General features: G+C 37.5%; 15 protein-coding genes. 12 read left to right on the plus strand and 3 right to left on the minus strand.

What is annotated here, in order from left to right; all coding sequences use genetic code 11:
* Nucleotides 1-27: 27 nt before the first annotated feature.
* The 3 genes from AC6H0V_RS00450 to mobC are packed head-to-tail and all read left to right on the plus strand — an operon-like array spanning nucleotide 28 to nucleotide 3,680.
* Entirely contained in the window at nucleotides 28-435 is a 408-nt protein-coding gene (locus AC6H0V_RS00450; RefSeq protein WP_497561730.1) for a plasmid mobilization protein, read from the plus strand.
* Nucleotides 420-1,667: a relaxase/mobilization nuclease domain-containing protein gene (locus tag AC6H0V_RS00455; RefSeq protein ID WP_497561731.1), complete on the plus strand. Its 1,248-nt coding sequence runs from the start codon at nucleotides 420-422 to the stop codon at nucleotides 1,665-1,667. The genes AC6H0V_RS00450 and AC6H0V_RS00455 overlap by 16 nt, the downstream gene beginning before the upstream one ends.
* Before the next feature lie 6 nt (nucleotides 1,668-1,673).
* Nucleotides 1,674-3,680: a conjugal transfer protein MobC gene (gene mobC / locus AC6H0V_RS00460; protein WP_497561732.1), complete on the plus strand. Its 2,007-nt coding sequence runs from the start codon at nucleotides 1,674-1,676 to the stop codon at nucleotides 3,678-3,680.
* Nucleotides 3,681-3,858: 178 nt separating this feature from the next.
* On the opposite strand, the gene AC6H0V_RS00465 is transcribed toward mobC, so the two are convergent.
* Genes AC6H0V_RS00465 through AC6H0V_RS00475 form a run of 3 tightly spaced genes read right to left on the minus strand, consistent with a single transcriptional unit; the run spans nucleotide 3,859 to nucleotide 6,372 of the window.
* Nucleotides 3,859-4,239 carry a LytR/AlgR family response regulator transcription factor gene (locus tag AC6H0V_RS00465; protein WP_497561733.1) on the minus strand — a complete coding sequence of 127 codons (381 nt, stop codon included), beginning with the start codon at nucleotides 4,237-4,239 and terminating at the stop codon, nucleotides 3,859-3,861.
* Entirely contained in the window at nucleotides 4,236-5,519 is a 1,284-nt protein-coding gene (locus tag AC6H0V_RS00470) for a hypothetical protein (protein ID WP_497561734.1), read from the minus strand. Before AC6H0V_RS00470 ends, AC6H0V_RS00465 begins: the two co-directional genes overlap by 4 nt.
* Nucleotides 5,512-6,372, minus strand: a complete 861-nt coding sequence (locus tag AC6H0V_RS00475) for a HEPN domain-containing protein (RefSeq protein WP_497561735.1) — start codon at nucleotides 6,370-6,372, stop codon at nucleotides 5,512-5,514. Before AC6H0V_RS00475 ends, AC6H0V_RS00470 begins: the two co-directional genes overlap by 8 nt.
* Before the next feature lie 322 nt (nucleotides 6,373-6,694).
* Between AC6H0V_RS00475 and AC6H0V_RS00480 the strand changes: the two genes are divergently transcribed.
* From AC6H0V_RS00480 to AC6H0V_RS00520, 9 genes are all read left to right on the plus strand, one after another.
* On the plus strand, nucleotides 6,695-6,928 hold the full coding sequence (locus tag AC6H0V_RS00480; protein WP_497561736.1) for a helix-turn-helix transcriptional regulator: 234 nt from the start codon (nucleotides 6,695-6,697) through the stop codon (nucleotides 6,926-6,928).
* 154 nt (nucleotides 6,929-7,082) lie between these two features.
* Complete coding sequence (locus AC6H0V_RS00485; RefSeq protein ID WP_497561737.1) at nucleotides 7,083-7,658, plus strand: GNAT family N-acetyltransferase; 576 nt, start codon at nucleotides 7,083-7,085, stop codon at nucleotides 7,656-7,658.
* A gap of 153 nt (nucleotides 7,659-7,811) precedes the next feature.
* Nucleotides 7,812-8,606 (plus strand): helix-turn-helix transcriptional regulator, encoded by a 795-nt coding sequence (locus AC6H0V_RS00490; RefSeq protein WP_497561738.1) that lies wholly within the window; start codon nucleotides 7,812-7,814, stop codon nucleotides 8,604-8,606.
* A 235-nt stretch (nucleotides 8,607-8,841) separates the two neighbouring features.
* Nucleotides 8,842-9,735, plus strand: a complete 894-nt coding sequence (locus tag AC6H0V_RS00495) for an RteC domain-containing protein (RefSeq protein WP_497561739.1) — start codon at nucleotides 8,842-8,844, stop codon at nucleotides 9,733-9,735.
* A 106-nt stretch (nucleotides 9,736-9,841) separates the two neighbouring features.
* Nucleotides 9,842-10,363: a hypothetical protein gene (locus AC6H0V_RS00500; RefSeq protein ID WP_497561740.1), complete on the plus strand. Its 522-nt coding sequence runs from the start codon at nucleotides 9,842-9,844 to the stop codon at nucleotides 10,361-10,363.
* 25 nt (nucleotides 10,364-10,388) lie between these two features.
* On the plus strand, nucleotides 10,389-10,703 hold the full coding sequence (locus AC6H0V_RS00505) for a DUF4134 domain-containing protein (RefSeq protein ID WP_497561741.1): 315 nt from the start codon (nucleotides 10,389-10,391) through the stop codon (nucleotides 10,701-10,703).
* A 2-nt stretch (nucleotides 10,704-10,705) separates the two neighbouring features.
* The gene (locus AC6H0V_RS00510; protein ID WP_497561742.1) at nucleotides 10,706-11,026 is read left to right on the plus strand and encodes a DUF4133 domain-containing protein; all 321 of its coding nucleotides are present in this window, start codon (nucleotides 10,706-10,708) and stop codon (nucleotides 11,024-11,026) included.
* 20 nt (nucleotides 11,027-11,046) lie between these two features.
* Nucleotides 11,047-13,503: a TraG family conjugative transposon ATPase gene (locus tag AC6H0V_RS00515; protein WP_497561743.1), complete on the plus strand. Its 2,457-nt coding sequence runs from the start codon at nucleotides 11,047-11,049 to the stop codon at nucleotides 13,501-13,503.
* Entirely contained in the window at nucleotides 13,500-13,868 is a 369-nt protein-coding gene (locus AC6H0V_RS00520) for a hypothetical protein (protein WP_497561744.1), read from the plus strand. Before AC6H0V_RS00515 ends, AC6H0V_RS00520 begins: the two co-directional genes overlap by 4 nt.
* The last annotated feature ends 7 nt before the right edge of the window (nucleotides 13,869-13,875 follow it).

Genomic DNA, 13,875 nt, shown 5'->3' on the forward strand with positions numbered 1-13,875 from the left:
GTCTGAACTTTCTTAAATGTGCTGTTTATGCCAAGGAAAAAAGCGAAAAATCAAGAAGCATTATTAACAAAAAGTGTTATCGTTAGGATATCGGAAACGACGTTCAACAAGCTGGATAAAATGCGGGTGAAAAGTGGATATGCATCGGTGGCTGAAGTAATACGCAGGATTCTTTCCAATAGAAAAATCAAACTCTTCCATCAGGATATTTCAATGAATGCTCCAATGGAGGAAATGGCACTGATCAGAAAAGAACTGAAGGCAATCGGAATAAATATCAACCAGATTACCAGAACTTTTAATCAGGACAAGGCCGGGACGCATCGTTCATTTTATGTGATGAAAGTGGCTGACCTGTATAAAAATGTTGATGCAAGAGTAGAAAGATTATTGGTTATTATTTCAGAACTAGCAGAAAAATGGTTGCAAAAATAAAGATCGGAAAAAGCATTCGGGGCATCCTGCACTACAACGAAAACAAGGTTGCAGAAGGGAAGGCAAACCTCATTTTGGCGAGTGGTTTTGCCGGGGATATTGAGAAAATGAACATCCAAAATAAGACCAGAAGATTCCAGTACCTCACCGACCTGAAGCCCAGCGTAAAAACTAATGCCCTCCATATCTCACTTAATTTCGAGGCAAGCGAGAAGATTGACAACGCTAAAATGCAACAGATAGCCATCAGTTATATGGAGCTAATAGGCTTTGATGAACAACCCTTTTTGGTGTACAGGCATAACGATGTGGCGCATCAACATGTCCATATTGCCACAACAAGCATAAAGCGCAATGGCAAGGCCATTAATCTGCATAACATAGGAAGAGAACTTTCTGATCCAGCTAGAAAGCAGATCGAAAAAGACTTTAAGCTTATTATTGCAGAAAACAAAAAGTTTAAGCCCCAACCAGCAATTAAGCCAGTAAATCCGGAGATCATTGATTACGGACATATCCCAACAAAACGTGCGATCAGTAATCTTATCAGCGTAGTGGTTGATACCTACAAATTCACTTCACTAGCTGAATTCAACGCTGTGTTGAAACAGTTTAATGTTTTTGCAAACAGGGGCAGTGAGGGTACCGAAATGTACAAAAAGCAGGGGCTACAGTATTCTATTCTCGATAGGGACGGAAATAATATAGGGGTTCCAATAAAGGCTAGTTCATTTTACAGCACGCCGACTTTAAGAAACCTGGAGAAGAAATTTACCCAGAACCACGCCAAAAGAAAGCCTTACAAACAGGATTTGATACTTCGCATAGACGAAGTATTGAATAAATATAATTCTATTTCTGAAGTCACCTTATCGCGTGAACTGAACAAACGAGGGATAAATCTCATTTTAAGAAAAAACGCGGAAGGATTTAGCTACGGTACAACTTTTATTGACCATGTCCATAAGACTGTTTTTAACGGCAGTGATTTGGGGAAATCCTATAGTGCCAGTTCAATTAACTCAGTTATTGGAATCGATCATGCCAAGACCTACCTCCAACCGAAGAAACAGAGCCAAAACTATCTTCAGAGACAGAATGCCATCACCCCCTTTCTCAAACCAAAGCAACAAAGCAATTTTTTAGATGGCCTGCTTGGAAAAGCAGAAGATGATAATGCGGCCACAGTCGGAAACAAAAAAAAGAGAAAACGGAAAGGTTTAACCAGATAAAACATCATGAATACAGGGGAAGACATTCAAGGGCTAAGAAAGATTATCGACTTTACGAGATTGATAAGCCTCTTTATATTAAGCATCCATTTTTATTTATGCTGCTACACCGCATTTGCGGAGTTTGGCTTTACCGCCGAAATTACGGACAAGATTATAGCCAATATTTCCAAGACAGGCCTTTTCAAAAATATTTTCTTTCCGAAAGCGGCGGCACTACTCTGTTTATTCATTTCATTGGTTGGTGCTAAAGGCAAAAAGGATGAGAAGATTACCATAAAACCGATACTAGCTTACTTGGTTTCTGGACTGCTCCTGTATTTCACAAGCTTCCTATATTTCTATATCGGTAGCAAACTAATTGTTATTGCGATAGCGTACATCACCACCACTTCGGTTGGCTATATCTTAATCCTTACGGGTGGAGTTCTGTTATCAAGATTAATCAAGGAAAATCTGAACAAAGATATCTTCAATGATGAAAATGAAACCTTTCCACAGGAAGAACGCTTTTTGGAGAACGAATATTCCATTAATCTTCCCGCTAAATATCACCTAAAGGACAAGGTTAGGGATAGCTGGATAAATTTTATCAATCCCTTTAGGGGATTATTGGTTGCAGGAACTCCTGGTGCTGGTAAGAGTTATTTCGTCATCAGGCATATCATTGATCAACATATCAAAAAAGGCTTTTCTATATTTCTTTATGATTTTAAATACGATGATCTCAGCAAGATAGCCTATAACAAACTCTTGGCATATCACAAGAACTATTCAATTAAACCGTCATTCTATGTCATCAATTTTGATGATCTGAATCGGACGCACAGATGCAATCCACTTGATCCCGCAGGAATGGAGGATATTACCGATGCAACGGAAGCGAGCAGAACCATTATGCTGGGTCTTAACCGGGACTGGATCAAAAAGCAGGGCGATTTTTTTGTCGAAAGTCCAATCAACTTTTTGACGGGGATCATCTGGTTCCTGCGGAAATATGAAGATGGAAAGTACTGTACATTACCGCATGTGATTGAACTGATGCAGGCAGAATATGATCCTTTGTTCGCAATACTGCAACAAGAAGAAGAAATTAAGGTGCTAATTAATCCATTTGTTTCCGCCTTTCAAAATAAAGCAAAGGAGCAGCTCGAAGGACAAATTGCTAGTGCGAAAATCGGATTGGCTAGATTATCATCGCCCCAACTTTATTATGTACTGAGCGGTAATGACTTCACGCTTGATGTAAACAATCCATTAGAGCCAAAAATAGTTTGCGTTGGCAATAATCCGCAAAAAATCCAAACCTATGGTGCGGTTCTTTCACTTTACATATCCAGAATGATCAAGCTTGTAAACAGAAAAGACCAATTGAAAAGCAGTTTAGTCTTTGATGAGTTTCCGACAATTTACTTCAATAACATGGATAGTTTAATTGCAACGGCAAGAAGCAATAAAGTTGCTACGACATTAGCGGTTCAAGATTTTAGCCAACTTAAGAAAGATTACGGTTCTGAGCAGGCTGACGTGATCAGTGGTATAGTTGGAAATATCATTAGCGGACAGGTAACTGGTAGTACAGCCAAAAAGTTATCAGAAACTTTTGGCAAGATTATGCAGGATCGAACGAGTTTGAGCATTAACAGTTCTGATACTTCGATTTCAAAGTCTCTACAATTAGAATCTGCCATACCTGCCTCTAAAATCTCATCCCTGTCATCTGGTGAATTTGTTGGTATTGTAGCTGACAATCCTGAACAGAAAATTAAGCTTAAGGTTTTTCATTGTGAGATTCAAAATGACCATCAAGCAATTAAAAAAGAGGAAGAAAATTATAGAACGATCCCCATAATAAAGCACGTTAGCGAAACCGATATCCAAGAAAACTATCTTAAGATAAAATTTGATATTAATAAAATTTTTCAAGTTGAGCTGAAGAAAATCGGCAACATTAATGAACTTAAAAAGGAAAAAGATGACAATTCCTCTAATGGAGCAGTTATTTCTCTGTAATTATAAATCAATATTATTAGATATATTTCGCAAATTCTTTATTCAATCGACACTATTTCCAATTTTTTGCGTTATTTATATCGAGAGCGTTAATTTAGATAAGCGGGAACAGCCTTTGGCTACTTCCCGCTTTCTTTTTAGTTCAATAATTTGATGCAACGTGTTTACATCTAAAGTATCAGATATCGTTGTTACCTAGATTGCCTTTAAGTAAATAAGTGTTTAATAATTTCGTATAAACGTCTCTATAGTAATCGCCAACCATAAAACTCAATTCATTCTCCATAGTAATCTGACCTCTTTTCATCTGCTTTATTAAAGGTATTGACACTATGAACGCCCTATGTAAACGTACAAAATGTTGGTATTTCGAAATCTGCTCCTCCACATCTGAAAGAGAGAGATAAGTCTTAATTCGTCGTCCTTTCAAGTGTATCAATACATGATTACGCTGAGCCTCAAATGCAATTATCTCTTCAAAAAAGACCTTATATAAGGTATTATATTCCGATGTTGCTTTTATAAAAACAAAACCACTATTCAATAAACATATACTCATATATCCTCCACCTCAAAATGTGCTCTAAGCCTATTCAAATAGCTTTGAAAGTCATTGAAATGTGCTTTGAGAACTGGAATCTTAAATTTTCGTTCTGCAAAAAACATGGTAATTAAGCAATCAGAAAGGCGGTTAAAAAGATAGAATTCACTCGGGTTTTCTTGGTTATTAATCAAAAATGCCGTGTTTCTTTCGTAGGGAACCATCAACTTGTTACCTACCTTGAATCGATATGTTAACTCGTAATAATCATTATGTTCCTTCCATAAAAAACATATTTTTGGCACTTCATATAAGAACTTACAGGGAATCATATACTTCTTACTTGGCCTCATTTTAATGTTATTAAAGCCATAGGTATTCAAGTGGTGCGTATGGGGCTGATGTACTAAAAATTGTATGGCGTCCTGCCATAGTTCAAATACCATTTTAAATCTGGCGAAATTTTGTTTATCGAACACGTCAACTCTGTATTGTGGACCTTCAATTTCCCTGCCTACGATTTGGGCACCTAGCGCCATTCCTTGACATATCTTAGCTAAGCTTGCTTGCATTGCTGAATATTCAGGGCTTTCTCCATTGGTGAAGACAAAACCTAGAATGGTCTTCATTTTTTTCTTATCACGAGTGAGCAAACCCTTATAAGTAATCAGAAATGGGAAATGGTTCGAATGCCAAGAAAATAGGAAAGTATCTGCCATACAAAACCCAATGCCATTGTTATTAAGCTTATCTATGGATGCTTTATCTACAAAAATCATTATTGGTCGATTGATCTTAGGTTCAATAGGTGGAAAGTAAAGCTGATTCCCTGGTTTATAAAAGAAGTTATACTCTGGCTTTAAGCCGATGTCTAGTCCCTGTCTATCATTTATAATTTTAAGATATTTGCTCTTTCCAGTTTTTGCATCGAAAAAATCTGGCCAATAATATTTGTCGAAGTTTTGATAATTGTATATGGACATCAAATCAAACAAAGCAAAGTATGCATATCGACTCAAGTAACTTAAGCTTGTGTCTACGCTACAGCTAACTAAGAGATTTTCAAGCGTTACCTTTAGATATATTTGCTCTTCCTTTTCATCGTCCACTATAATCCCAAGCGTCAACAATTCGTTTATATATGAGATTTTTCTGGTTTGGATTTTTTGACGTGGTTTCGTTGTAACTCTAAACTCAGAATTGTTATCCAGCGTTTTCAATGTTAGTCTGAAGGTGTTTTCCTCAAAGGGCAAAACGTAAAAATTGTTTTCTGCAATCTGTTTAATTTGATTATTCATAAACCACCTCACTTTCCAGTTCAGCTATCTTTCGCTCACACATTTGGGAAATCAAAATCACAAACGAAGATATTTTTCTAAATAATTTGTCGGCATCTTCTTTTGCCACTATAAAATTATTCCCATATCGTGCTTGCGAGTAGCTTTTAACCAATATCTCAAACAATCTGTCATTGTCCGCCTCTCCCGTTATAAATACATTATAAGGCGCACATGAAAATGCAATGCACAATGTTAGTAGGCGTTTCAAGTTATGAAACTCTGACCGATAGGCTAAATGAACCCTAATTACTCCAATGCAGCATTGTTCAACTACTTGATGTAATAAAAATGCACAAACGTTATATTGCTCTTTGATTAAGCACTCTTTTGCTCCCATTAGGAAGGCCTCTGCAAGTGAAATTCGATGATTATAATGCTTGCGTGCTTTTGCTGGGGCATCGTCGAACTTGTAATTTTTGGTAAGATTTAGAATGTTAATTCCACCAAGATTATAGAGTAGCTCTCCACTAGAATATACTGTCGTAAAAAACCTATTATTTTGCTGTATTGCTTCTGAAATTGACAATTGACCATGACAAAGTAATGTGATTTTACCATCTTCGTACATTGAGTTTGCGTAGTCTTGTGCCTCATGATCTATACGGGTATTAGTCTCCGTTACCATTAACAAACAGTAATGTACCTTGAAGTCAATACTGCTGTTTGTAAAGATGCCTTCCAATCCAGAAAAGATATGCCTCTTCGAAAAACAAAAGATTTGTAATGGATGAAACTTGTCTACTAGTAAGCCAATAAACGCTTTAAAATAACTGTTGTGGCGCTCTAACGCAGAAAAGATTTGTGTTTCCATATTTCTCATTTTAGTTGATGACTAACTAGAATGAGCCTTGCGTAGGAGATTCATAAATGTGGGATCTGCCAACCATGGATACATGAAAGTTTCTGAGGCCTTACGTTACATGGATTTACAGCAGATCCCACATCTATGTGGATGCACAAATATAGCACATCTATCCATAGATATGGTATTACTCTGCTGTCCTGCATAACGGCCTCAGTTTCTGTATCCGCAAGACTCTTAATATTTAATTATGAAACGAATATACGAAAAAAACAAATACCCAACTATAGTTGGGTAGAAATATTTTATTAATGATTTACTTAGCTAGGAAATGGTCGAAATAACTACTATTGAGCAATATGTTATTGATAAAGTAAGGGAGAAAAGAATTAAAGCTGGCCTTACACAAGTTGTCTTATCTATTGCTATGGACATTAGTTCAAAATTTGTAGGTAATGTAGAGAGCGCCAAAACTAACGCGAAGTATAACATTAATCATTTAAATAAAATCGCGCAAATTCTTGAATGTTCTATCAAAGACTTTTTCCCCGAAAAGCCATTATAGACGATATACCCAAGAGGTTAAATCTTCTCATTAAATTAGATATTCTTAATTTATTTATTTTAAGAACTTAAGAAAACAAAACATTTTGAACTGTTCGTGGTACTATTTTTGTATCTACTAATTCTATAGTTATCATTCTTTCATCCCTGGAGTCATGATAAAAGCTACTTACGATCATAAGAATCTTGTAATTGAGATTTTATCTAAAGCATTTGATGCCAATCAGAGTGTAAACTTCATTGTGCAACAGGATAGCGATAGGGCAAAAAGGATTAAGGCTCTCATGGCGTATTCATTTGAGGTTTGCCATACCTATGGCGAAGTTTACCTCTCAGATGACTTGAAAGCCTGCGCACTAATTCTATTTCCGGATAAAAAGAAAACTTCACTGAAGTCTATTATTTTAGATATCGAGCTTATAATTTCTTGTATTGGATTCGCCAATTTAAAAAAGGCTACATCAAGGGAATCTAAGATTAAAAAGCTACAGCCAAATGAAAAAATGTACTATCTATGGTTCATTGGTGTTGACCCTCAATACCAAAACGGTGGTACAGGTACAAAGTTACTTATGGAATTAATAGAGGAGAGCCATCTATTAAAGAGACCGATGTACTTAGAAACATCAACCCTAAAGAATTTGCCATGGTATCAAAAACTTGGTTTCACCATCTACAATGAATTGGATTTAGGCTATAAATTATTCTTTCTAAGAAAGATGTACAATTGATAACAATGTTAAAAAGGAATATTAATTATGCTAGTCTTCGGCACACAGATGCATATTGTGACCTTCACATTTGTGATTTTGGAGATAGCTATGTTCTTTTATCAAGTTATATATTACCTATGCCGTCCACAAGACAAAGGGCGGCTATGGTATATGATCCTGCTCCTTCTACTCATAATTTATAATATTACTGGTGGATTATTCCCTGACGAAAACATTCCTGTTCCAATAGTTGCCCAAAACATTGTAGCCTACGGTAGTGGGTTTTTAATGGCCTCTTATTTTCCATTTTATTTTTACAAAGGTTTTGAATTGACCCGACTAAAATTCCATGCACTATATGGTGTTCCAATTTTTCTACTTGTTCCCTATTTCATATTTTTTGTTGTGGGATATTCGCTTAATGGCAATCTAGATGTGGCCATTAACTATGGCATTATAATTCCTTTTTTCTACGCATTAATTATCCTGGTTGCAATATTGAGGGCGATTCGTCTTAAATATGCAGAATCTTTTGGTTCGGAAAATTATATGGAAATGACTGCGGTATTTTGTGCTATCATACCTTGGGCATCTATGCCCATCATAACTTATATTCACGTTAGTCAATTGACCGAAGCACTTTTTTCCAACATAGGGTTCCTGATCATTACCATAATTTTTATTTCAAAATCTGTCAGGAAAGCAAGACGAGAAAATGAACTCTTAATGGAAATAGATTTTGCAAAATGTGACCAACGTATTATTGCAATCAACGCTAAGCGTTATGGACTCACCAATAAAGAGTTGGAAATTGTAGAGTTGATCTGCCAACGGCTCAAGTACAGAGAGATTGCAGAAAAGCTTTTCATTTCACCACGAACTGTAGATAAGCATGCAGAAAACATTTATCATAAAGTTGCCGTCAGCACCCGTGGAGAGCTAATCAGGAAGATGAACGATCTCTAACAGCATGTTCTCCAATTCCCCTTTTCCATAAAATACGTAGTTACCACGTAGTAAAATACGTGTCGCCCCTTATTGTGCTGGAAATTATTCCTTAGCAAATTTGTTCTGCCTGCAAGTAAAATTTTCTGGCTGCTCGACAAATTGAAGAAACCCATGATTACACAATTATCCATTTCCCGCATGTCGAGGTAACCGGAAAGCTGGTAGACAGCGGGAGTTATTTAACAATATCCCTATGTTAACTAATTTAAGTGAAGAGCTATATGCCGAGCTCATTGAGAAAATTAATCGGGTGCTTACTGAACAAGGAGACCCATTTAAGTCGTTAGCGGAGATTCTTAAATCTATCCGTGAGGCATTAAAAAAACTTAAAGATTATGTCCATAACAATCCCTTTAGGGATGATGAGGAACAGATCTGGTTTTTTAAGTTCGTAAAACCAAAGTTTTACAGTCTGAAGCTTTTTTATCTGGAAAGATATGATCTCCTAACTGCGGTTCCGTCCGCCACTCCCAAAAAAGTCAAGCAGTTTTACCACCATGAGCTGACAGCAATAATGCGATTTTTTCAACACAATGCTTTTGTTTATCAGTACTATAAATTTGGTGCGACAGAATTGGATAGAATTTATTTTTTGAGAGGAGTAGAAATTCAGAGCGTATTGGTGCCAGATATTCCCGAACAGGATTGTGAATTCTCAACTACCCAGGATTATGTCTTTTCAAAAATAAGGGCATACGAACTTTTACAGGACTACATTTTAGCCCAACTACGGTTGCTTGATGTAACCCATTCACCACAATTGATAACCCCCTTAAAAAACGATGGTACTAAACTTACTTGGACGGGCGATAAGACAAATCTTGTTGAGGTTATCTATGGCCTTTTTTATACCGGACAGCTTAATAATGGAAATGCAACTGTGGCAGATATTATTAAATGGATGGAAGCTAACATGCAGATAGATCTAAGCCGTTCTTACAGAAATTTCATCGATATCCGAAATAGGAAGCGTGACAGCCCCACTCGCTTTTTAGACAAGATGCGTGATTGCATACTCCAAAGAATTGATGAAGACAATACTTATAAGCCTAATCGCGGTGCTAAACTTTTGGGCAACAAGCCATAAAAATCACGCACCTACCGTTATGGTGACGATATAAAAATTCGGTGTCTATGAAATTTTGCTTTTGAAAATCCCAGTACAATGAAGTATTGGGATAAAAGCAAAGAATATGTTACAACAATTTACATGGCAGCAATTCTTGGTTGCCTCAATTATTATCAGCCTAATCTGGTATGTAGGAATAATCCTGATCTTTTATCGAACTGAACTTTTAGGACTTTTCGGGAAAAATGCCGTTGGTCCAACTTCTGAAAGACTTCAGCACCGATGGGAAAAAGATGTAAGTGTTTTGGATGAAACCTCAGAAGAAGAGGAACTTATGGGAAAGGCAAAGCTTCCAGAAGGGATTTCATCGGTGGGTATTGCGAATTTCGCATTTGCTCCGACAGAAAATGACAGGGCAGACCAGATTGGGTTGGTGCCCGATGTACTTCAAGAAATTAAAGAAGTCTTTGCAATTCTTGAAAAGGAAGATGGAACGAAAAATGATTTTTTTAACCTAATGGAGGTAGTGAAGGAGAATTATCCTAGGGTCGGCTCTAACCCTAATATTACCCACATCAATCAGTTTATCAGTGATCATGCTCCCTTTCATCTTTCTCAGGAGGAACTGGAAAATCTTTGGGACTAAAATCCGTCATTTAATTACAATCACTATGAAAACTATCTTCAAATCAATAATCAATTTCATTTCCCTTTTCTGCCTATTGGTGATCTCATTTACCGCTAATGCCCAAGATGGAAATTCTGGAATACAGGAAGCAACAAATAAAGTTAAGGGCTATTTCGATACTGGGTGTGATCTTATGTATGCTATTGGCGCAGTTATCGGCATTATAGGTGCTGTTAAGGTTTACTCCAAATGGAATGGCGGAGAACCTGACACTAATAAGGTGGCTGCTGCTTGGTTTGGTAGCTGTATCTTCTTAGTGGTGGTTGCTACAGTGCTTAAATCATTTTTCGGAATTTAGTCATGGCCAGCATTTATCAAATCAATAAAGGTGTTTCGAAGCCGATCATGTTCAAGGGGCTAAAAGCACAGTATATAGCTTACTTGGCAATTGGACTTGTGCTGTTGCTCATTGCATTCGCCATTCTTTACATTTCTCGGGTAAGCCTGTTTATCATTCTGCCATTGATCGGCGTAGCTGGAACAGCATTATTTATGCTTACGTTCCGATTGAGCCATCGCTTTGGGGAACATGGGCTAAGCAAGTTCATTGCTAAACGTAGTCTGCCTACCTGTCTGAAATTTCGCTCGAGACAACTATTCCTTAAACTAAAATCAAAATAATTATGGTAGAGGCAAAAAACATGCTACCAATATATAAGGTAGAAAACAATTGCATCCTTTCGGTTCAAGGCGATATTACCATAGCCTATGAAGTTACACTGCCAGAAATATTTACCCTTTCCGATAGGGATTACGAGGCTTATCACCAGACATGGGTAAAGGCTATAAAAGTATTGCCCCAGCATTCGGTATTTCATAAACAGGACTGGTTTACTGTAGGAAGCTTTAAGGCAAACTTTGAAAGTTCGGGAGATACTTTCCTTTCACGTAGTAGTGAGAAATTCTTTAATGAACGAGAGTGTCTGAGCCACAGGTGCTATATCTTTCTGACCAAAAAACCAAAGGACAGGAAATTATCGAGTTCTATATACAGTAACATCCTCCGAAAATCAATTGTACCTCTTCAGACTATAAGCCCCATACTTTATAAAGATTTCATGGATTGTGCAGGCCAGTTCGAAAGGATTATGGCTGATGGGGGATTTGTATCACTTAAACGCTTAGATGATAATGAGCTTGCAGGAACCGCAAATTATGCGGGGGTCATTGAACGTTATTGCTTCCTTCAGAATCCGAACGAACAGCCAATTATAAGGGATATACACATCAAAGGCGAAATCAGGATTGGCGATAAGCATCCTGAGCATTACACACTCTCGAATACCGAAGATCTTCCCTCACTTTGCGGTAGTCGGATCAACTATGAAAAGTATAGTACAGACCGTACAAAATTCAGCATTGGGTTTGCAAGTCCATTGGGAACCCTGCTCAATTGCAACCACATCTTCAACCAATATGTCTTTATTGAGGATGCCCAAAATACTATAAAACGCCTTGAATCCAAAAAACTAAGGCTACAGTCTCTCTCGGGCTATTCTAGAGAAAACGCTATTAGTCGTGATGCGGTAAATGATTTTCTAAATGAAGCGGTTGCATCGCAGCGATTACCGGTGAAAGCACATTTTAATGTGTTGGTATGGTCGGATGATTCAGAAAAATCCAGAGACCTAAAAAATCTGGTTTCCTCTGCTATGGCTCAGATGGATGCAACGGCAAAACAGGAAACAGATGGCCAAGCGCAAATATGGTTTGCGGGTCTTCCGGGCAACGAGGCCGATTTCCCAATGAACGATACTTTTGACACATTTGTAGAGCAGGCTACCTGTTTTTTTAACCTCGAAAGTAATTATCGTTCAAGTGTCAGTGCATTTGGTATCCGCATGGGCGATAGGTTGTCTGGAAGACCGGTACATGTAGATATTTCCGACGAACCAATGAAGCTAGGCTTTACCACAAATAGGAACAAGTTTATTCTTGGCCCTAGCGGTAGCGGCAAATCATTCTATACCAATCACATGGTCAGGAGCTATTATGAGCAGGGCACCCATGTTGTTTTGGTTGATATAGGACACAGCTACAAAGGCCTATGCGACCTCGTTGGAGGCTATTATTTTACCTATTCGGAAAAAGATCCAATAAAATTCAATCCATTTTATCTAGTTGATGGTGACATACTTGATACCGAGAAAAAGGAAAGCATCAAAACCCTTTTGCTGGCACTGTGGAAAAAGGACGATGAAGCATTTCGACGTTCGGAATACGTAGCACTTTCCAATGCACTTACCCTTTATTTCGAGCATCTGGAACAGAATCCAGATATTTTCCCCTGCTTCAATACATTCTATGAGTTTCTGATGTCTGAGTACTTGCAGGTTCTTGAAGATGCCAAGGTAAAGGAAAAGGACTTTGATATCAGTAATTTTCTATATGTGCTTAATCCATATTATAGAGGCGGGGAATTTGACTACCTCCTCAATGCAACAGAAAACCTTGATCTTTTATACAAACCATTTATTGTTTTTGAACTGGATGCAATAAAAGATCACCCAATCCTATTTCCCGCGGTAACGCTGATTATTATGGAGGTGTTCATTTCCAAGATGCGCAAGCTTAAGGGGATTCGTAAGATGATACTCATCGAAGAATGCTGGAAGGCAATTGCCAAAGAAGGGATGGCAGATTTCATTAGGTATTTATTTAAAACCGTACGAAAACATTTTGGGGAGGCAGTTGTGGTGACACAAGATGTAGAAGATATCATTTCATCCCCCATCGTAAAGCAGGCAATCATCAATAGTTCTGACTGTAAGATACTGCTGGATCAAAGAAAGTACCAGAATAATTTCAATCAAATACAGGAACTACTAGGGCTTACCGAAAAGGAAAAGGCACAGATACTTTCAATGAACAAGGCAAATGATCCAAAGAGAAAATATAAAGAGGTATTCATTTCCCTTGGAGGGCAGTTTAGCAAAGTTTACAGAACTGAAGTTTCTACCGAAGAATATCTCGCTTACACAACTGAAGAAAGTGAAAAACTGAAAGTTCATCAATATGCCGAAAAGTATGGCAGCATTCAAAAAGGCATAGCAGTATTAGCCTCAGAAATTAGAAACCAAAACCGAGAATTCTTATGAAAAAACTAATCATTTTATGCGCAGTTGCGGTATCAATCATTACTGCCTGCAAGTCCGACAGCATCCGCTCTTTTATCCCAGGTACTTATGTCAATAATGCAGGAAGTGAGTTTAGCATCGCTAATGACACGCTCGTTATCGAACCGTCAGAAAGCAATATTTTCTATATCCAAAGAAAAACTGGTTTCAATCTGGTAACAGATGGCAAGGTTGGAGAACGCCAATACGAAACGGAAAATTGGAATGCGGTCTTTGATGATGCTGCCGAAACATTGACCGAAACCAAAAAAGGAAAACTGATCACATTCTATCCTGATTCAGCAAAACTGATGGTTGGCAACAGGACTTATGAAAAAATCAATTAACAAAATT

Source organism: Pedobacter sp. NO84 (genome assembly GCF_059703915.1).